Annotated in this window: 17 protein-coding genes; 11 read left to right on the top strand and 6 right to left on the bottom strand. The window is 59.3% G+C overall.

Going from position 1 to position 20,404, the window contains the following annotated elements; genetic code table 11:
* The first annotated feature begins 4 nt into the window (after positions 1-4).
* From LRO94_RS24775 to LRO94_RS24765, 3 genes are read left to right on the top strand one after another with little or no spacing between them, the layout of a single operon-like run.
* The gene (locus LRO94_RS24775; protein WP_032884659.1) at positions 5-1,444 is read left to right on the top strand and encodes a cytochrome ubiquinol oxidase subunit I; all 1,440 of its coding nucleotides are present in this window, start codon (positions 5-7) and stop codon (positions 1,442-1,444) included.
* Position 1,445: 1 nt separating this feature from the next.
* Entirely contained in the window at positions 1,446-2,453 is a 1,008-nt protein-coding gene (cydB, locus tag LRO94_RS24770; protein ID WP_032884660.1) for a cytochrome d ubiquinol oxidase subunit II, read from the top strand.
* Positions 2,454-2,465: 12 nt separating this feature from the next.
* Positions 2,466-2,633, top strand: a complete 168-nt coding sequence (locus LRO94_RS24765; RefSeq protein WP_081797589.1) for a DUF2474 domain-containing protein — start codon at positions 2,466-2,468, stop codon at positions 2,631-2,633.
* 69 nt (positions 2,634-2,702) lie between these two features.
* On the opposite strand, the gene LRO94_RS24760 is transcribed toward LRO94_RS24765, so the two are convergent.
* Both LRO94_RS24760 and LRO94_RS24755 read right to left on the bottom strand, forming a co-directional pair.
* A complete protein-coding gene (locus tag LRO94_RS24760; protein ID WP_122752968.1) occupies positions 2,703-3,827 on the bottom strand; it encodes a methyltransferase in 1,125 nt (374 codons plus the stop codon).
* Between the two features lie 156 nt (positions 3,828-3,983).
* Positions 3,984-4,694 (bottom strand): helix-turn-helix transcriptional regulator, encoded by a 711-nt coding sequence (locus LRO94_RS24755; RefSeq protein WP_032884662.1) that lies wholly within the window; start codon positions 4,692-4,694, stop codon positions 3,984-3,986.
* A gap of 371 nt (positions 4,695-5,065) precedes the next feature.
* Here LRO94_RS24755 and LRO94_RS24750 point away from each other — a divergent pair, with 371 nt between their 5' ends.
* Positions 5,066-5,842 (top strand): ferredoxin--NADP reductase, encoded by a 777-nt coding sequence (locus LRO94_RS24750; RefSeq protein ID WP_179179849.1) that lies wholly within the window; start codon positions 5,066-5,068, stop codon positions 5,840-5,842.
* 46 nt (positions 5,843-5,888) lie between these two features.
* On the opposite strand, the gene mscL is transcribed toward LRO94_RS24750, so the two are convergent.
* The gene (gene mscL / locus LRO94_RS24745) at positions 5,889-6,305 is read right to left on the bottom strand and encodes a large-conductance mechanosensitive channel protein MscL (RefSeq protein ID WP_032884664.1); all 417 of its coding nucleotides are present in this window, start codon (positions 6,303-6,305) and stop codon (positions 5,889-5,891) included.
* Positions 6,306-6,592: 287 nt separating this feature from the next.
* Here mscL and katB point away from each other — a divergent pair, with 287 nt between their 5' ends.
* From katB to LRO94_RS24725, 4 genes are read left to right on the top strand one after another with little or no spacing between them, the layout of a single operon-like run.
* Positions 6,593-8,134, top strand: a complete 1,542-nt coding sequence (gene katB, locus LRO94_RS24740) for a catalase KatB (protein WP_032884665.1) — start codon at positions 6,593-6,595, stop codon at positions 8,132-8,134.
* Positions 8,135-8,189: 55 nt separating this feature from the next.
* Complete coding sequence (locus tag LRO94_RS24735) at positions 8,190-8,729, top strand: ankyrin repeat domain-containing protein (protein WP_032884667.1); 540 nt, start codon at positions 8,190-8,192, stop codon at positions 8,727-8,729.
* A 35-nt stretch (positions 8,730-8,764) separates the two neighbouring features.
* Positions 8,765-10,132 carry a DNA repair protein RadA gene (gene radA / locus LRO94_RS24730; protein WP_032884669.1) on the top strand — a complete coding sequence of 456 codons (1,368 nt, stop codon included), beginning with the start codon at positions 8,765-8,767 and terminating at the stop codon, positions 10,130-10,132.
* 16 nt (positions 10,133-10,148) lie between these two features.
* Positions 10,149-10,874 (top strand): hypothetical protein, encoded by a 726-nt coding sequence (locus tag LRO94_RS24725; protein ID WP_179179850.1) that lies wholly within the window; start codon positions 10,149-10,151, stop codon positions 10,872-10,874.
* Between the two features lie 4 nt (positions 10,875-10,878).
* On the opposite strand, the gene LRO94_RS24720 is transcribed toward LRO94_RS24725, so the two are convergent.
* The gene (locus LRO94_RS24720) at positions 10,879-11,247 is read right to left on the bottom strand and encodes a PilZ domain-containing protein (protein WP_032884671.1); all 369 of its coding nucleotides are present in this window, start codon (positions 11,245-11,247) and stop codon (positions 10,879-10,881) included.
* A 174-nt stretch (positions 11,248-11,421) separates the two neighbouring features.
* On the opposite strand from LRO94_RS24720, the gene LRO94_RS24715 reads away from it, so the two are divergent.
* The 3 genes from LRO94_RS24715 (at position 11,422) to yjiA (ending at position 14,809) form a co-directional block, all read left to right on the top strand.
* Positions 11,422-13,488, top strand: coding sequence for a carbon starvation CstA family protein (locus tag LRO94_RS24715; RefSeq protein WP_032884672.1), 2,067 nt, complete (start codon positions 11,422-11,424; stop codon positions 13,486-13,488).
* A gap of 15 nt (positions 13,489-13,503) precedes the next feature.
* Positions 13,504-13,701 (top strand): YbdD/YjiX family protein, encoded by a 198-nt coding sequence (locus tag LRO94_RS24710; RefSeq protein WP_003176208.1) that lies wholly within the window; start codon positions 13,504-13,506, stop codon positions 13,699-13,701.
* A gap of 148 nt (positions 13,702-13,849) precedes the next feature.
* A complete protein-coding gene (gene yjiA, locus LRO94_RS24705; RefSeq protein WP_179179851.1) occupies positions 13,850-14,809 on the top strand; it encodes a GTPase in 960 nt (319 codons plus the stop codon).
* 185 nt (positions 14,810-14,994) lie between these two features.
* On the opposite strand, the gene glyA is transcribed toward yjiA, so the two are convergent.
* Positions 14,995-16,248: a serine hydroxymethyltransferase gene (gene glyA / locus LRO94_RS24700; RefSeq protein ID WP_179179852.1), complete on the bottom strand. Its 1,254-nt coding sequence runs from the start codon at positions 16,246-16,248 to the stop codon at positions 14,995-14,997.
* Between the two features lie 221 nt (positions 16,249-16,469).
* On the bottom strand, positions 16,470-20,321 hold the full coding sequence (locus tag LRO94_RS24695; protein ID WP_032884675.1) for a sensor domain-containing protein: 3,852 nt from the start codon (positions 20,319-20,321) through the stop codon (positions 16,470-16,472).
* Between the last annotated feature and the right edge of the window lie 83 nt (positions 20,322-20,404).

The following is a 20,404-nucleotide window of genomic DNA, read 5'->3' as shown; positions in this document are numbered from 1 at the left end:
ACTTATGTTCGGTTTGGAGGCGCTAGATCTCGCCCGAATTCAATTCGCGTTCACCATCTCGTTCCACATCCTGTTCCCGGCGATCACCATCGGCCTGGCCAGTTACCTCGCGGTGCTGGAAGGCTTGTGGCTCAAGACCCACAACGACACCTACCGCGACCTCTACCATTTCTGGTCGAAGATCTTTGCGGTCAACTTCGGCATGGGCGTGGTCTCGGGCCTGGTCATGGCGTATCAGTTCGGCACCAACTGGAGTCGCTTCTCGGACTTTGCCGGCGCTGTCACCGGGCCGCTTCTTACCTACGAAGTGCTCACCGCCTTCTTTCTTGAGGCCGGTTTCCTTGGGGTGATGCTGTTCGGCTGGAACAAGGTCGGGCGCAAGCTGCACTTCTTCTCCACCGTGATGGTGGCCGTGGGCACGTTGATCTCGACCTTCTGGATTCTGTCGTCCAACAGCTGGATGCAGACGCCACAAGGCTTTGAAATCATCGATGGCCGGGTGATTCCAACCGACTGGTTCGCCGTTGTCTTCAACCCATCGTTCCCTTACCGCTTGGCGCACATGGCCACAGCGGCCTTTGTTGCCACGGCCTTCTTTGTCGGTTCCTCGGCGGCGTGGCACTTGCTGCGCGGCAAGGACAACCCGGCGATCCGCACAATGCTCTCGATGGCGATGTGGATGGCGCTGATCGTGGCGCCTATCCAGGCGGTGATCGGTGACTTCCATGGCCTCAACACCCTGAAGCATCAGCCGGCAAAAATCGCGGCGATTGAGGGCCACTGGGAAAACAAAGGCAATGAGCCGACCCCGCTGATTCTGTTTGGCTGGCCCGACATGAAGGCCGAAAAAACCAAATACGCGGTGGAAATTCCTTACCTGGGCAGCCTGATCCTGACCCACTCCCTGGACAAACAAGTGCCAGCGCTCAAGGAGTTTCCGCCTGAAGACCGCCCCAATTCGACCATCGTGTTCTGGTCGTTCCGGGTCATGGTCGGCCTGGGTTTCCTGATGATCTTCACCGGTCTGTTCAGCCTGTGGCTGCGTCGCGGCGACAAGATGTACACGTCCAAGCCGTTCCTGTACCTGGCGCTGTGGATGGGCCCGTCCGGCCTGATCGCGATTCTTGCCGGTTGGTTCACCACCGAAATTGGCCGCCAGCCTTGGGTGGTCTACGGGTTGATGCGCACGGCGGATGCTTCATCCGGGCATAGCCTGGCGCAGATGACGATTACCCTGGTGTTGTTCGTGGTGGTGTACTTCGCGCTGTTCGGCGCCGGGTTGGGCTACATGATGCGCCTGGTACGCAAAGGCCCTGTGACCCACGAAAGTACTGAACCGACCCACGGTGGCCCTGGCCAGAAACGCACACCGGCCCGTCCGTTGTCGGCTGCCGATGACGGCAACGATGACGACCACGTCGACATCCAGCACAAGGGGCATTGAGATGGGTATTGATCTTCCGCTGATCTGGGCCGTGATCATCATCTTCGGCATCATGATGTACGTCGTGATGGACGGCTTCGACCTCGGCATTGGCATCCTCTTCCCGTTTATTCCGGGCAAAGTCGACCGCGACGTGATGATGAACACCGTCGCCCCGGTTTGGGACGGTAACGAGACCTGGCTAGTACTCGGTGGCGCAGCGTTGTTTGGCGCCTTCCCGCTAGCCTATTCGGTGGTGTTGTCGGCGCTGTACCTGCCGCTGATCCTGATGCTGATCGGGCTGATCTTCCGTGGCGTGGCCTTCGAGTTCCGTTTCAAGGCCAAGGACCACAAGCGCCACCTGTGGGACAAGGCGTTTATCGGCGGTTCGCTGACGGCCACGTTCTTCCAGGGCGTAGCGTTGGGGGCGTTTATCGACGGGATTCCGGTGGTGGACCGCCAGTTTGCCGGTGGCTCACTGGACTGGCTCACACCGTTCACGATGTTCTGCGGCGTGGCGCTGATCGTGGCCTATGCCTTGCTCGGCTGCACCTGGTTGATCATGAAAACCGAAGGCCCGTTGCAGGAGAAGATGCACAACCTGGCGCGGCCCTTGGCATTCGTTGTGTTGGCGGTAATTGGCATCGTCAGTATCTGGACGCCGCTGGCGCACCCGGAAATCGCGACGCGCTGGTTCACCCTGCCGAACCTGTTCTGGTTCCTGCCGGTACCGATCCTGGTGCTGGTGACCATGTACGGGTTGATCCGCGCGGTGGCGCGTAATGCCCACTACACGCCGTTCCTGTTGACGCTGGTGTTGATTTTCCTCGGCTACAGCGGCCTTGGGATCAGCCTGTGGCCGAACATCATTCCGCCTTCCGTATCGATCTGGGACGCGGCCGCACCGCCGCAAAGCCAGGGTTTCATGCTGGTGGGTACGCTGTTCATCATCCCGTTCATCCTGGGCTACACCTTCTGGAGCTACTACGTGTTCCGCGGCAAGGTCACCCACGAAGACGGCTATCACTAGGAGGGTTGTGGCATGTCCGGCAAACCTACGTTGCACGAAATTGAAGAGGGCGAGAAACAGCCGTTGTGGCGGCGTCTGGGGTGGCTGGCGATGATCTGGACCGGCAGTGTGCTGGCACTGTTCGTCGTGGCCAGCCTGATGCGCATGTTCATGAATGCGGCCGGCCTGACCACCCACTGACATCCCGATCCGGGCTTTGCGGCCCGGTTTTCAAGCCCTGCTTTTTCGTTTGGAGAGGCAGGGCTTTTTTTATTTGCGCGCTTTGAGGATGACGAATTTCGGCGTGGCGGCCACTTGCTCGACACCGCGGAACAGTCGCGCCAATTTGCTGTGATAACCCAGGTGGCGGTTTCCGACTATATAAAGCGCGCCGCCCACCACCAGCGCTTCCCGCGCTTGCTGGAACATGCGCCAGGCGAGGAAGTCGCCGACCACTTGTTGTTGGTGGAACGGTGGGTTGCACAGCACCACATCCAGAGAGTCCGAGGCTTGGCCGGCCAGGCCATCGGCAGCACGCACGCTCACCTCCCGTTCGCCGAGGGCGGCTTGCCAGTTCTCAAGGGCTGATTGCACGGCCATGTACGACTCGTCGAGCAAGGTGTAATGGGCGTCCGGGTTTTGCAGCGCGCTGGCAATCGCCAGCACGCCGTTGCCGCAGCCCAGGTCCGCGACGCGCGCACTGCCCAGGCCTTTGGGCAGGTGCGGCAGGAAGGCGCGGGTGCCGATGTCCAGGCCTTCACGGCAGAACACGTTGGCGTGGTTGAGCAGTTCGATAGCGGGAGTTTCAAGCTGATAGCGCGTTGGGTAGGGCGAGACTGCCGCGGGGCGATCTTCCAGAGTGGCAATCAGCAACCGTGCCTTCTTTACCGCAAGGGAGGCGTGCATCGGCCCGATGTAACGCTCCAGCAACTCACCGGCCGCGCGGGGCAGGTGCTTGACCATCGCCCCGGCGATGACCTCTGCGCCCGGTGCCAGTTGGCCTTGCAGGCGGATCAGCTGTTCTTCCAGCAGTGCCAGGGTTTTGGGTACGCGGATCAGAACTCGGTCAAAGGGGCCGGTCGGCACTTGGTGGGCAGGCACGAAAGTCACGCCATCAAACGCCTTGCCATTGCGTACCAGGTTTTTCTCCAGGCCCTGGGCGGCGAGAAACGAGTCGCCGCTGGAGGTGACCTGCATCTGGCCTTCAAGACTGGCCGCCAAGGCACCGAAACTATCATTGAGTACCAGCACGCGTGTCGCTGCACTCGGCTGTTGTCCGGCCAGGTGGCTGAGCAGGTATTCGTCGGCCGCATCGAAGGCTTGCAGCGGATCGTTATGTTGCTCTGGCTGGCGGATCAGATCGAGCTGGGCGAAGGGGCTGTCGAGCAGGGGCATGGCGGGGGAGGCTCTGGGTAATCGATGGGCGGCGGCAGTGACCTGCGCAACCGTCTGAGTGAACTACAGGCGGGCCCCCAAGGGGCCCTGCACTCAGAATTGGGCGTAAATGTTACTTTTTTTCTACGGGGATTACATGCGGTGTTTCAAGGGCGGTTAAAACAGCCCTGCTTTCGAGGCACAGAGCACGGCGGCGATCTTGTTGTTGACCCCAAGCTTTTTGAAGCAACTGCAAATGTGAAAGCCCACGGTACGTTCGGAAAGGCACAGGATGGTGGCAATGTCTGCGGCAGTTTTGCCCATGGCTGACCATTTGAGGATTTCGGTCTCGCGCGAGGTCAATTTTTTCGCAGGGTTGATACTGGGGCTGGCCGCGTAAGTCTGCGCCACGGCCGCATGCATCGCATGGCAAAGCCACAGGACCTGGCCAGCTTTTTCGTAGAGCTCTTCCGGAGTCACGGCACCTTTACTGCGACCCAGGGTAAGCATGCTGAACACACCCTGGAAATCATGCACTGCCTGGGTCCAACCCAGATGCACACCATACGACTGAGCCAAAGACCACAAGTTGGGTGAGTCTTTAAAGGTTTTTTCCTCCCAGACGATGGGTAACACAGAGCTTTTGCAATGTTTCACCACGGGATCAACGTCAAAAAAGTGCGCCTGGTTGTAAAGGTTGTTCCACTCATCTGGATAGTTATTGAAGCGAACGGGCTTCGTTCGATTGTTGGGTAGGTGTGAACTCATCGTAAAGGAACAGTATTGGAAGCCGAGTGCGAAGGTGTGGTTGAGGGCTATCTCGAAAAGAGTGGTGGCCTCGCTTTCGCCTTCCAGTTTGGGAAGACGTGTATTACGCCAGTTAACCATTAGTAACTCTCCATGTGGGGTCTACATGACATGGGATACCTCCTGAACTCCCAAATGCACGGAAAGGAGTGTAGGACATTACTTACGGTGCAAGAGGAAAATTTCGCTCTTGAACGCAGGGGGTTTAAGAAGATTTTTTAAGGACGGCAAAAGGGGTATAACGGCGCTTAGTTGGTTTTTTTCGATTTTTTAGTGAGTTGAATGATCAACTTAGAGTGGGCGTGTAGCTAGGGCAGAGGGACTAATAGCCAATGGGTTGGACCGCCACTAAATTGCCACTACTTAGGGGCTGCGCGATGCCACTACAAACCACCGGTGTTTCCGTGCGCGACTTTGAGGGACACTAGGGCACCTGTAGAACGGAGCCCCCCATGACGGCCAGTGCTGAGAAATTTACCCGCCAGACCTTGCTCGATGTGCAATCGCTGACCCCCAGCCTGTTTACGCTGCGAACCACTCGCGACCCTGGGTTCCGTTTTACTGCGGGTCAGTTCGTGCGTCTGGGCGTGACCAAGGCGGACGGCACTACGGTGTGGCGCGCTTACTCGATAGTTTCCTCGCCGTTTGATGAGCACTTGGACTTCTTCTCGATTGTGGTCCCTGGAGGCGAGTTCACCAGCGAGCTGAACCGCCTGCGCGTGGGCGATACCTTGATGGTGGAACGCCAGGCTACGGGGTTCCTGACCTTGAACCGGTTCGTCGATGGCCGTGACTTGTGGATGTTGGCGACAGGGACCGGAGTCGCGCCGTTTTTGTCGATCCTGCAGGACTTCGAAGTGTGGGAGAAATTCGAGCGGATCGTGCTGGTGTACAGCGCGCGGGAAGCCAAGGAACTGGCCTATCAATCGCTGATCAAGGAGCTGGGTGAGCGTGAGTACCTTGCCGAGTACGCGCACAAACTGACCTACATTCCACTCGTTACCCGCGAGCACCATCCAGGCGCATTGAGCGGGCGCATTACTACCTCGATTGAAAACGGTGAGCTGGAGCGCGCAGCGGGTGTAGAGCTGAGCCCGGAGCATTCCCGCGTGCTGATTTGCGGCAACCCGCAGATGGTTGATGACACCCGCCAGTTGCTCAAGCAGCGTGACATGCAACTGAGCCTGAGCCGCAGGCCTGGGCAGGTGGCGGTGGAAAACTACTGGTAATAAAAAAGGCGCCTCAAGCAGGCGCCTTTTTTTAAGCCGATCCGGGTTAAAGCGGCTTGTCGTTCTGTGCCTTGAGCAGATCGCGGATCTCCCCCAGCAGCAGTTCTTCCTTGGTCGGCGTCGGCGGCAGGCTAGGTGCTACGGCCTCTTCGCGCTTGAGGCGGTTGATGGCCTTCACGCCCATGAAGATCGCAAAGGCGACGATGACAAAATCGATCACGCTCTGGATGAACTTGCCGTAGGCCAGCACGACGGCGGGAACATCGCCTTGGGCCGCCTTGAGGGTGACCGCCAGGTCACCAAAGTCCACACCACCGATCAACAGACCAATGGGCGGCATCACCACGTCGCCGACAAACGAGGAAACAATTTTGCCGAAGGCTGCGCCGATGATGATACCGACGGCCATGTCGACCACATTACCTTTGACCGCGAAGGCCTTGAACTCACTGATCACGCTCATAGGTTATTCCTTGTTACAGATGAGAAGGGTGAAGCACAGTGTAAGTCAGTCGTATAGGGCTTGTGCGACACAACTGTTAATACTGTTAATTTTAATCGACACATTAAAACGCAAATAGTTTGCAAAGTGCCACCAATCGCGCGCGAAATACTCGCTGTTTCAGTGGGTTACCACATTAATTTCTTAATCGCCCTGGTGGGGTTTTTCTATTTATCTTCTGACTCCCAGGTCACTAGCCTCTGGCAAGCACAACTGAATGTGCACTAAAAAAACCAGAGGAAACCTCGATGAACAACCCAATGAGCCGCAGTCCAGTGCTGGCGCGACATGCGCTGTTGCTGGCGACTGCCAGTCTGCTTTCTCTTTCGGTGCAAGCCGCTAACCTGACGCGAGATAACGGCGCGGCCGTCGGCGACAACCAGAATTCGCAAACCGCCGGCGCCAATGGCCCGGTGCTGCTGCAAGACGTGCAGCTCATTCAGAAGTTGCAGCGCTTCGACCGCGAACGCATTCCCGAGCGCGTGGTGCACGCCCGGGGCACCGGCGCCCACGGCACTTTTACGGTGACTGATAACCTGAGCGACCTGACCAAGGCCAAAGTTTTCGCCGCTGGCGAAGCCACCCCGGTATTTGTGCGATTCTCGGCCGTCGTTCACGGCAACCACTCCCCGGAAACCCTGCGTGACCCGCGCGGTTTTGCCACCAAGTTCTACACCGCTGACGGTAACTGGGACTTGGTCGGCAATAACTTCCCAACTTTCTTTATTCGTGACGCCATCAAGTTCCCGGACATGGTGCATGCGTTTAAGCCTGACCCGCGCACGAACTTGGATGATGACTCCCGTCGCTTTGACTTCTTCTCACATGTACCCGAGGCCACGCGCACGCTGACCGAGTTGTATTCGGACTCTGGCACGCCCGCCAGTTATCGGGAAATGGACGGTAATGGCGTACATGCCTACAAATTGATTAATACCAAAGGCGAAGTGCATTACGTCAAGTTCCACTGGAAGAGCCTGCAAGGCATTAAGAACCTTGATCCAAAGCAAGTCACCGAAGTGCAAGGTCGTGATTACAGCCATATGACTAATGACTTGGTCACCCATATCAACAAGGGCGATTTCCCCAAGTGGGACTTGTATGTGCAAGTGCTCAAGCCCGAAGACTTGGCCAAGTTTGAGTTCGACCCGTTGGACGCCACCAAGATCTGGCCGAACGTGCCTGAGCGCAAAGTTGGGCAGATGGTGCTGAACCGCAATCCGGCGAACGTGTTCCAGGAAACCGAGCAAGTCGCCATGGCCCCGGCCAACCTTGTGCCCGGCATCGAACCGTCGGAAGACCGCCTGCTGCAAGGCCGGGTGTTTTCCTACGCCGACACCCAAATGTACCGCCTGGGTGCCAATGCACTGCAACTGCCGATCAATGCCCCACGGGTCACCGTCAACAACGGTAACCAGGACGGCGCGATGAACTTCGGCAAGACCACCAGCGGCGTGAACTACCAGCCAAGCCGCCTGGAAAACCGCGAAGAGCCGCAAACCGCGCGCTACAGCCAGACGGCACTGTCTGGTAGCACCCAGCAGGCGAAGATTCAGCGCGAGCAGAACTTCAAGCAGGCCGGTGATCTGTATCGCTCATACACCAAAAAAGAGCAGCAGGACTTGATCGACAACTTCGGCGGCTCACTGGCCACCACGGATGACGAGAGCAAGCACATCATCCTCTCGTTCCTCTACAAAGCGGACCCGGCATACGGCACCGGCGTGGCCAAGGTCGCGAAGGGTGACCTGGCCCGCGTCAAGGCGCTGGCTGAAAAATTGACTGACTGACATTGGTGACGGTCGACGCGCCGGTTGGGGCGTCGACCCATGGCAGGAGAAACCCATGCGTATTTCTATCGGTTTGCTGATGGCCATGCTGGCCTTTGTCGCCCATGCCGAATCCCCCGAACCGGCAGCACTCAAGGCACAGTTGCAGGATTATTACTTCGACGCCGCCCGCCGTGGCGACCTCGATATGCTCAACACCTTTATTGAGTCTGGCTACAGCCTCAACACCCAGGACGAAAAGGGCTACACCGCGTTGATCCTCGCCGCCTATCACGGCCAGGGCCGGTTTGTGGAGCGTTTGCTCAGTGCCGGTGCCGACGCCTGTGTACAGGACAAACGTGGCAACACCGCGCTGATGGGCGCGATCTTCAAAGGCGAGCTGAACATTGCCCAGCGCCTGCTGGCCACCGATTGCAACCCCGACCAACGCAACGGCGCCGGGCAGACGGCCGCGATGTATGCAGGCCTGTTCAAGCGCGTCGAATTGCTTGATGAATTGAAAGCCAAAGGCGCTGACCTCAATGCTGAAGACCCGATCGGCAACAGTGCTTCGCGATTGGCCAGCGGTGAAATCCGGACCCCGGCGCCGCGCTGAGATATCATCGCGGTTTTTCGGTTGGAGGTTCTCAAATGGCAAAGGCCAAGCGCATGTACGGCTGCACGGAGTGCGGCGCGACCTTTCCCAAGTGGGCCGGCCAGTGCGGCGAATGCGGTGCGTGGAACACCCTGACCGAAACCATGATCGAAAGCGGCGGCGCTGCGGCGCCCACGGGCCGCGCCGGCTGGACCGGGCAGCAGGCGCAGATCAAGACCCTGGCCGAAGTCAGCGTCGAAGAAATCCCGCGTTTCTCCACCGCCTCAGGTGAACTGGACCGTGTGCTGGGCGGCGGCCTGGTGGACGGCTCTGTGGTGCTGATCGGCGGCGACCCTGGCATCGGTAAATCGACCATCCTCCTGCAAACCCTGTGCAGCATCGCCAGCCGCATGCCGGCGTTATATGTCACCGGTGAAGAATCCCAGCAACAAGTGGCCATGCGCGCACGCCGTCTTGGCTTGCCTCAGGATCAGTTGCGGGTCATGACCGAGACTTGCATCGAAAGCATCATCGCCACGGCCCGTATCGAAAAGCCAAAGGTGATGGTGATCGACTCGATCCAGACGATTTTCACCGAGCAGTTGCAATCGGCGCCGGGTGGTGTGTCCCAGGTGCGCGAAAGTGCAGCGCTACTGGTGCGGTATGCCAAGCAGAGCGGCACGGCGATCTTCCTGGTCGGCCACGTGACTAAAGAAGGCGCGCTGGCCGGGCCGCGAGTGTTGGAGCATATGGTCGACACCGTTCTGTACTTCGAAGGCGAGTCCGATGGTCGACTGCGCTTGCTGCGGGCGGTGAAAAACCGTTTCGGCGCAGTGAACGAACTGGGTGTATTCGCCATGACTGACCGGGGACTGAAAGAAGTCTCCAACCCTTCGGCGATTTTTCTGACCCGTGCCCAGGAAGAAGTCCCAGGCAGTGTGGTGATGGCGACGTGGGAAGGCACCCGACCGATGTTGGTGGAAGTCCAGGCATTGGTGGATGACAGCCATTTGGCCAACCCGCGCCGGGTCACGCTGGGGCTGGATCAGAACCGCCTGGCGATGTTGCTGGCGGTGTTACACCGTCATGGCGGCATTCCGACCCACGATCAGGATGTGTTCCTCAACGTGGTGGGTGGGGTCAAGGTGCTGGAGACCGCATCCGACCTGGCCTTGATGGCGGCGGTGATGTCCAGCTTGCGTAACCGGCCTCTGCCGCACGACCTCTTGGTATTTGGGGAGGTCGGCCTGTCCGGCGAAGTGCGTCCGGTGCCGAGCGGTCAGGAGCGCTTGAAGGAAGCGGCCAAGCACGGCTTCAAACGCGCGATTGTGCCCAAGGGCAACGCGCCGAAGGAAATGCCGCCAGGATTGCAGGTGATTGGGGTCACGCGCCTGGAACAGGCATTGGATGCACTTTTCGAATAATTCAGGGATGGACGCGATGCAACGATCGAATCACTGGGGTGTAGTCGCCCTGTTTATCGCCTTGGCCAGCTTGCCCGCCATGGCCTGGGCGGAGCTGCCAACGGGCTATCGCCTGGCGCAAACGCTGGTGACGCCAGAGGGCAGTGTACTGCAGGTGCTCGAAGACCAGCGCATCAGCCCCCAACTGCACAAGGACAGTTGGGGCAGTGGGCTGGATGAAGACTCGTTCGACGAGCCCGGCGATTTGGTCGACAACCCGCTGCTCGAAGCCCAGGTGCGGTGGGTATCGGCCTCTGGCGAGGTGATAGCTCACGAAGACCTCGGCTACCCCTTGGCCGAGGTCAAGAAAGCCCCGCTCAAAGGGCTGCCCGAGCCTGTGTATTTTTTGACCATCGATCAGACCGCCCCCATGGGCAGCTACAGCGGGCCTGCCACGCAGTTACTGCTGCCCGGCAAGCAGCAACTCAAGCCGTTGAGTTACCAGGGCGCCGACGGCAAAGTCCAGGCGCTGACCCTGGCTCATACCGGCAAGGCTGCGTGGATGATCGCAACGCAAGCGAATGGCGGCGCGGATGAACTGCTGCAGGTGTCATCATTTATGGACGGCGACGGTGAGGATGACTTTGCTACCCGTTATCAGACCTATCGGTTTGTCGACGGGCAGTGGCACGGCGCCTCAAGTCAGAAGAAGGGTTACTGGGACATGGAAAGTGATTTTCCCGCACGTAGTGCGTTCCCCTGAGCCATCACACTTCCAGCAGCGCGCCCAGCTCTCGCTCCAGTTCCTCCTGATCGCCTAGGTTCAACTCGATCAGCCGCCGCAAGTGGCTGATCGAGTCCAGGTCGATGTCTGTGCACACAAACCCCAGTTGACCCACTGCTTCGTGGGTTAGCCGTACTTGCATCTTTATATGCGCCTTGGGATCCAGGCGTATGTCGACCGCGAACGGCAGCGCCTTATTTCCCTTCCACTCTTCAGGCCTTTGCACCAACAGCCCCTTAAGCGATAAATCCACCAGTTGCACTGGCCATTCGTTGCCGTTTTGCCGAAGTTCGGTCTTGGCATCAAAGGCAATCCGGCGAAAACGGCGACGATCAGACGCTTGCTCGGTCATGGTGAAACCCTCTGTGGATAAAAGGATTGTAGCCCCGCGCCATCATTGGGCCGTTTTTTCTGGTTTTTTCTTCGTTGCAAGGCTCTAGACCAACGTAGGGGGGTGGCCTTTAAGGCCAACAGCGCTAAACTCCGAACGGCTGTCCTTTCTGTCCACCCTGGCTGGAATATAAAAATGAAAAATAATAATAGCCTGCTACGCCATCTACCCTGGCTGGTGCTGGCAATCGTAGGAGCGTGCGCCCTGGGCGTAGTGGCCTTGCGCCGAGGCGAGGCGATCAACGCCTTGTGGATTGTGGTCGCTGCTGTGGCCATCTACCTGGTTGCTTATCGCTACTACAGCCTGTTCATCGCTAACAACGTGATGCAACTCGATCCACGGCGGGCTACCCCCGCAGTGATCAACAACGACGGTCTGGACTATGTGCCGACCAACAAACACATCCTTTTCGGTCACCACTTTGCGGCCATTGCCGGTGCGGGCCCGCTGGTCGGTCCGGTACTGGCGGCGCAAATGGGCTACTTGCCCGGCACGCTCTGGCTGATTGCCGGCGTGGTGCTGGCCGGCGCGGTCCAGGACTTCATGGTTCTGTTCCTGTCGACCCGTCGCAACGGCCGTTCCCTGGGGGACATGGTTCGTGAAGAGATGGGCCGTATTCCGGGGACCATCGCGCTGTTCGGCTGCTTCCTGATCATGATCATCATCCTCGCGGTGCTGGCGCTGATCGTGGTCAAGGCCCTGGCCGAGAGCCCTTGGGGCATCTTCACGGTGATGGCGACCATCCCGATCGCGATGTTCATGGGCATCTACATGCGCTACATCCGCCCGGGCCGCATTGGTGAAATTTCGATCATCGGCGTGTTGTTGCTGCTCGGCTCGATCTGGCTGGGCGGGCAAATTGCCGCTGATCCGGTCTGGGCCAAGGCCTTCACGTTCACTGGGATCCAGATCACCTGGATGCTGATCGGTTACGGTTTTGTCGCGGCGGTACTGCCGGTGTGGCTGATCCTGGCGCCGCGTGACTACCTCTCAACCTTCCTGAAAATCGGCACCATCATCGCCTTGGCAATCGGCATCCTGGTCACCATGCCAGACCTGAAAATGCCGGCCCTGACCCAGTTCATCGACGGCACCGGCCCAGTGTGGAAGGGCGGCCTGTTCCCGTTCCTGTTCATCACCATCGCCTGTGGCGCGGTCTCGGGTTTCCATGCGCTGATCTCCTCGGGCACCACGCCCAAGTTGCTGGCCAATGAAAGCCACGCCCGCTACATCGGTTACGGCGGCATGTTGATGGAGTCGTTCGTCGCCATCATGGCCATGGTTGCCGCTTCGGTGATCGAGCCTGGCGTCTACTTCGCTATGAACAGCCCAGCCGCCGTAGTCGGCAGCGATGTGGTTACCGTGGCACAAACCGTCAGCAGCTGGGGTTTTGCAATTACCCCTGAGGCACTGTCGGCCGTGGCGCATGACATCGGTGAAACCACCATCCTGGCCCGCGCCGGCGGTGCACCGACGTTGGCGGTAGGTATCGCGCAGATCCTGCACAGCGTACTGCCGGGTGAAAACACCATGGCGTTCTGGTACCACTTTGCGATCCTGTTCGAAGCGCTGTTCATCCTGACGGCTGTTGACGCAGGTACCCGAGCTGGTCGCTTCATGCTGCAAGACTTGCTTGGCTCCTTCGTGCCTGCGCTCAAACGCACCGAATCCTGGACCGCCAACCTGATCGCGACCGCCGGTTGCGTGGCGATGTGGGGTTATCTGCTGTACCAAGGTGTGATCGACCCACTGGGCGGTATCAACACCTTGTGGCCGCTGTTCGGTATCTCCAACCAGATGCTGGCCGGTATCGCGCTGATGCTGGCGACGGTTGTGCTGATCAAAATGAAACGCCAACGCTACATCTGGGTGACCATGCTGCCGGCGGTATGGCTGCTGATCTGCACCACCACCGCAGGCTTCATCAAGCTGTTCGACGCCAACCCGGCGATTGGTTTCCTGTCGCTGGCTAAGAAGTACAGTGACGCGCTGGCTAACGGTCAGATCCTGGCACCGGCCAAGAGCATCGACCAGATGCAGCACGTGATCTGGAACGCCTACACCAACGCAACGCTGACGGCGCTGTTCCTGTTCGTGGTGTTCAGCATCCTGTTCTATGCGCTCAAGGTTGGCGTCGCCGCCTGGGGCAACAAAGAGCGTACGGATAAAGAAGCCCCGTTCCAGGCAGTACCTGACGCATAACCGAGGATTGCAAACATGTTCAATGACATCAGTCGCCTCGGTAAATACCTCGGTCAGGCCGCGCGCTTGATGGTCGGCATGCCCGACTACGACACGTACGTCGAGCATATGCAAACCAAGCACCCAGACAAGCCGATGATGGACTACAAGGCGTTCTTCCGGGAACGTCAGGAGGCCCGATACGGCGGCAAGGGTGGGCCCAAGTGCTGCTGACCCGTTAGTTCGGGCTGGTGGTGATCTACTGTGGGAGGGGGCTTGCTCCCGATAGCGGTGTGTCAGTGACAGATAAGTGCCTGACACACTGCTATCGGGGGCAAGCCCCCTCCCACATTTGTTTCAGTGTTCCTTCAAGGAGAATTTTTTGTCCTCTCCCATTCCAGTGACCGTACTCAGCGGCTTTCTCGGCGCCGGCAAGACCACCTTGCTGCGCCATCTGCTCAAGGCCGAACACGGCTTGAAAATCGCCGTGATCGAAAACGAATTCAGCGATGCCGGTATCGACACCCAGTTGTTGGGCGAAGAACCGGTGCAAGTCATGACCCTGTCCAACGGCTGCGTGTGCTGCACCATCCACACCGACCTCACCAAGGCTCTCTATCTGCTGCTTGAGCGCCTGGACAGCGGCGAGATCGCCTTCGATCGCCTGGTGATCGAGTGCACCGGCCTGGCTGATCCGGCGCCGGTGGCCCAAACCTTTTTCATCGATGAAGAACTGCGCGAGCGCTACATCCTCGACGGCATCATCACCCTGGTGGACGCGGCCCACGCCGAGCACCACCTGACCCAGACCATCGCCCAGGCCCAGATCGGTTTTGCCGATCGCCTGCTGGTGAGCAAACGTGATTTGGTGGACGACGCCACCTTCGAGGCGCTCAGTGATCGCCTCACCCGCATCAACCGCCGCGCGCCGATTCGTGTGGTCGAGCACGGCAAGATTGATTTGGCAGAACTGCTCGATGTCCGCGGCTTCAACCTAAACGCCGGCATGAGCCTGCGCCCGGTGAGCAAGGCGCCATCCATCGACCGTATTTCCAGCCTGGTGCTGCGCACCGACCAGCCGCTGGATATCGACCGCCTCAGCGAGTTTATGAATGAGCTGTTGGAAGACCACGGCAAGCAACTGCTGCGCTACAAGGGCGTGCTGAACATTGCCGGCGAAGACCGCCGCATGGTGTTTCAGGGCGTGCTGAAGCTCTACGGGTTCGATTGGGACAGCGAATGGGCCGAGGGGGAAGCGCGGGAGAGTGTGATCGTGTTTATTGCCGATGAATTGCCGGAAGACAAAATCCGCGAAGGCTTTGCCAAAGTCTACCAACCCTGATGTGTAATGCAGTCAACTGTGGGAGGGGGCTTGCTCCCGATGGCGGTGTGTCAGTAAACCTATATGTGACTGATACACTGCTATCGGGGGCAAGCCCCCTCCCACACTTGGGCGCATTTCAAACTGGACAATTGGTATAAAAAAGCCCGGCTTAAGAGCCGGGCTTTTTATTCAAGCAACTGCAATCAAGCGCCGTATACCGGCAGTTTTTTGCAGATGGCCTTGACCTTCTCACGGACCGCGTCGATCACGGCTTCGTTGTTCAGGTCTGCCAGGATGTCGCAGATCCAGCCGGCCAGTTCCTTGCACTCTGCTTCTTTAAAGCCACGAGTGGTCACAGCCGGGGTGCCGAAACGCAGGCCCGAGGTGACGAACGGAGAGCGTGGGTCGTTCGGTACCGAGTTCTTGTTCACGGTGATGAAGGCTTTGCCCAGGGCAGCGTCAGCATCTTTGCCGGAAATGTCCTGCTTGATCAGCGACAGCAGGAACAGGTGGTTTTCAGTACCGCCGGACACTACGTCAAAGCCGCGCTCGATAAACACGCCGGCCATGGTCTGGGCGTTCTTGACCACTTGTTGCTGGTAGGTCTTGAACTCAGGCTGCAGTGCTTCCTTGAAGCAGATCGCTTTGGCGGCGATCACGTGCTCCAGCGGGCCACCCTGGGCGCCTGGGAATACAGCGGAGTTCAGCTTCTTCTCGATCTCGGCGTTGGCGCGAGCCAGGATCAGGCCGCCACGTGGACCGCGCAGGGTCTTGTGGGTGGTGGTGGTTACCACATCAGCGAATGGAACCGGGTTCGGGTAGACGCCCGCGGCGACCAGACCGGCCACGTGAGCCATGTCCACGAACAGGTAGGCGCCAACCTTGTCGGCGATTTCACGGAAGCGTGGGAAGTCCAGGATCTGCGAGTAGGCAGAGAAACCGGCCACGATCATTTTTGGCTTGTGTTCAACCGCCAGGCGCTCAACTTCGTCGTAGTCGATCAGGCCGTTGGCATCGATACCGTATTGAACGGCGTTGTACAGCTTGCCGGAGGAGGAAACGCTGGCGCCGTGGGTCAGGTGACCGCCGTGTGCCAGGCTCATGCCCAGAATGGTGTCGCCGCCTTGCAGCAGGGCCAGGTACACGGCGCTGTTGGCTTGGGAGCCGGCGTGTGGCTGGACGTTGGCGTAATCGGCGCCGAACAGTTCTTTTGCACGGTCGATGGCCAGTTGCTCAACCACGTCGACGTACTCGCAACCGCCGTAGTAGCGCTTGCCTGGGTAGCCTTCGGCGTACTTGTTGGTCAGAACCGAACCTTGAGCCTCCATGACCGCAGGGCTGGTGTAGTTTTCCGAAGCGATCAGCTCGATGTGCTCTTCCTGGCGCACGGCTTCTTGCTCCATGGCGGCGAAGAGATCGGCGTCGTACTTGGCAATGGTCAAATCACGGCTGAACATGGCGGTCCTCAAGGATCGGGGGCAGAAAAGGAGGGCATTCTAACCCAATGGGTTTTAGATGGCATATGAAAGGACATCAAGTCGCGGACAAGTGGGATTCACTTAGGGATGAGCGGTGTCATTGCCGGCCTCATCGGGGGCAAGTCCCCCCACATTTGAAACGCATTCCCCTGTGGGAGGGAGCTTGCCCCCGATGAGGCCAGTGGCTTCACCACAAACCATCAGTCGAACATGAAGAGGGCATCATTGCTGAACTGCGCCTCGAACCGATTCGCCGGCATCGGTCGTCCGAACAGATAACCCTGCACCTCATCGCAGCCATGCTCGCGCAGGAAATCCAACTGCTCATGGGTTTCCACGCCCTCGGCGATTACCGCCAGGTTGAGGCTGTGGGCCATGGCAATAATCGCCCGGGCGATCTGCGCGTCCTGTTCGCCGGACGGCAGGCCATCGACGAAGGTGCGGTCGATTTTCAACACATCGATGGGGAACTGCTTGAGGTAGTTGAGCGATGAATAGCCCGTGCCAAAATCGTCCACCGCAATGCTCAGGCCCAGGTTTTTCAGGCTGTCGAGGATGTGCAGGGCTTCGTTGACTTCGCGCATCAGGATACTTTCGGTCAGCTCCAGCTCCAGGCACGCCGGCGGCAGGCCTGTGTCTTTGAGGATGGTGGCAATGCGGGTGCCCAGTTGGCCGTCGGAGAACTGCCGCGCCGAGATGTTCACCGAGACTTTCGGCACGCGCACCTTGTTTTGATGCCAGGTCTTGAGCTGGCGGCAGGCTTCGCTGATCACCCAGTCGCCCACGTCCACCACCAGGCCCAACTCTTCCAGCACCGGAATAAAGTCCCCGGGCGGCACTAGCCCGCGACGCGGATGGCGCCAGCGCAGCAGGGCTTCGGCGCCGGTCAGGCGTTTGCCATCACCGCTGAACTGCGGCTGGTAATAAAGCACGAATTCGTTCTGCTCCAGGGCGTGGCGCAGGTCGCTTTCCAGCTCCAGGCGTTCCAGGGCGCTGGCGTTCATGTCGGCCTGGTAGAACTGGAAGTTGTTCTTGCCGCGTTCCTTGGCGTGATACATGGCGGTGTCGGCGTTTTTCATCAGTTGGCTCAGCTCGTTGCCGTCCTGAGGGCTGAGGGCGATGCCGATACTGGCGGTCACAAAGAACTCGCGGCCTTCCAGCACAAAGGGTTTCACCAGGCTGGCGAGGATCTGTTCGGCCACGTGAATCGCGCGGTTCAGCGCCATTTCACGGCTGACCCGTGGTTGCAGGAGCAAGGTGAATTCGTCACCGCCCATGCGCGCGACAGTGTCGTCTTCGGCCACGCAGCCGAGCAGGCGAGTGGCCATTTCCTTGAGCATGCGGTCGCCGGCGGCGTGTCCAAGGGAGTCGTTGATCGGCTTGAAGCGGTCAAGGTCGAGGAACATCAGCACCACCCACGACTTCTGCCGCTCGGCAGACTGCAACGCGGTGTGCAGGCGGTCTTGGAACAGTGTGCGGTTGGGCAGGTGGGTCAGGGCGTCGTAATACGCCAGGCGGTGAATACGCTGCTCGCTGGCCTTGCGCTCGCTGATATCACTGAAGAAGCATACGTAACTGGCGAGGTCGCCTTCGTCGTCGAACACGGCGGTAATGCCGACCCACGCTGGGTAGTGCTCGCCGTTGCGGCGCTTGAGCCACACTTCGCCTTCCCAGGTGCTGTGCTGGTGCAATTGCTTGAGTACGTAGCGCAGGTGGGCTTCCTGCTGCTCATCCACGGTCAGCATGTTCGGCAACTGGTCGAGTACGTCCGCCACTTCGTAGCCGCTGACTCGGCTGAATGCCTCGTTGGCCTGCACGATATAGCCCGCCGGGTCAGTGATCAGGATCGCCGAGGTGGAATGCTCAAATACCGTGGCCGCCATGCGCAGGTCTTTCTCGGCGCGGCGTTGTTGGCTGATATCGCGGCCGACGCCCAGAATGCCCTCGAAGGCGCCATGCTCGTCCCACACCAGTACCAGGCGCAGTTCGATCGGCACTTTACGCCCGTCGGCGCGCAGGCAGTCAAACAGGAACAGCTGGGTCTGCACTTCATCGCGCAGCTTATTGAGCGCATCGGTGTCGCCCAGCGCACGACTGACCTGTTCCATCAGGCTGTAAATACCCGCCAATTGCGCTGGGTTGGCGATGATCGACTGCCAGCCATTCTTGAACACCCAGTCCACTTCATACCCCAGCACCGCACTGACCGACGGGCTGATGTAGTTGAGGGCCAGTTTGCTGTCGGTGGAGCAGATCACGTCACTGATGCTTTCGGCGAGCATGCGATAGCGCTGTTCGCTGTCGCGCAGGGATTCGCTGGCTTCGATCTGGTCGGTGATGTCTTTGGCGACGCCAATGATGCGGGTGACTTGGCTCGTTTTATCACGGGCCAGGGCCTGCTCACGAATATCAAAGCGCCGCCATTGGTTATTGCGATGGCGGAAGCGCAACTGGCAGTGCAACTGCGTCGCGTAGCCGGCCTGACGCTGTTGCTGGCGCAAATCGTGGTAATACTCGGCGTCTTCAGGGTGAAGCAGGATTTCCCAGAAGTACTCGCCCATTTGCTGCAGTTCGGCCTTTACGTAGCCGAGGGTTTGCCCCAAATGGTGGTTGCTGAAAATCATGCGCTGGCTGACCACGTCCTGCACATACAGGTGATCAGGCACGGTGCGCACCACGTCCGACCAGAAACTCTCACGCTCCACCAGCGACAGTTCGATCAGCTTGCGGCTGGTGATGTCGCTGATGCTGAGGATCACCGCCTTGAAATCGTCCTGCTGCTCCGGCAGGCGCATCACCAGCCACAGGTATTGCTCGTTGCCGACCACATCATTGAGCTGGATCTCCAGTTCAAGCTGGCTCTGCTGGGTCAGGACCGCTTCGAGTATTTGATGGCCGATCGACGTGCTGTTGCGTGGGCAATCATCGATCAGCCGCTCCCAAGCCTTCTCGCACGAGTCCACGTTGAGCAGGCGCACCGCCACTTGGTTGATCTCGGTGATGCGCAGCTCGGCGAGCAGTTGCCTGCATTCTTCAGGTTTGTTTTGCAGCCAGGCGTGAAGGTGTTCGCGGGTCTGCAAGTGCGTCTTGGCAAAAAACGCATTCAGGCCTGACAGGTCCAGGACGCACAGGGCGACGCCGGTACCTTCGAAAATATCCTGATAACGCCGCCGGCCTTCATGCACCTGGCGCTGGCGGCGACGCATATTCAGCAGCACGATTACGGGGATCAGCGAGAAGGCCAGGCCCAACAGGCATTTGCCGATAAACGCCGGCAGCAGTTGTTCCAGCACGGCTGCGCGGTCGAACATGCCGCGCAACTGCCAGTCGCTTTTGCTCAGGGGGGTGACCAGCACACTTTTATTCAAGTCATCCGGGGTCAGGGCACTGGACCATTGCGCCGGCATGCCACTGTCACGGCTGACGACGCGGTGGTTCAGGCTGTTCTCGATGGCCCACATGGGGCGCTGGCCCTGACTGTCCTGGCGGGTCAGGTTGACCAAGTAGTTAGGTGCCAGGCGCAGCGCCCAGTACATTCTTGAGCCGCCGCTGGGCTGGTGCAGCAGCAGATAGATGATGGTGCCGTCTTCGTTATTGCTCAGGTAATACGGTTGGCCGTGGCTGCGCTGCACCAGTTCTTCCAGCCAGGCGCTGTCCTGGCTGTCGTTGGCGCTGTCACTGATCATCGCGCCGCTGGGCGCGAGCAGGGCGATACTGCGCAGCTCCGGCAGCGAGCGCTGCAGCGTGCGCGTCAGGGCCTGTTGCTGTTCAATGTCGCGCGGCGGCTCGACCATCGGTAGCAGGTTCAAGGCGATTTTTGCGCTCAGGGCCATGTTCAGGCTGATCTGCTCAGCCAGGTCGGCGCTGTAGTCGATGGTGTATTGCTGCTGGTTTTTCTGGTTTTGCTGCAGTTGGTCCAGCAGTTGCCAGAACAATAAGGCGAGCAGCATGAGGACGAGCGTCGCCAATGCGCCTTTGAGGGTGCCGTGCAGGGGCGCTCCCGGCGCTATATGAGCGGCGCGCAAGGGAGTTGGCGGCGTGACTTTGGACAAGCTGTGATCCTGCGGTTTGGCTGGACTGGCGCGCGACGTGCACTATAAGCCGGACGCCCGGAGGGCGGCTAGCATGCCTTGAC

Origin of the sequence: Pseudomonas sivasensis (genome assembly GCF_021391435.1) — a bacterium.
Classification (GTDB): domain Bacteria; phylum Pseudomonadota; class Gammaproteobacteria; order Pseudomonadales; family Pseudomonadaceae; genus Aquipseudomonas; species Aquipseudomonas sivasensis.
This window is presented reverse-complemented; position numbering and strand designations above follow the sequence as displayed.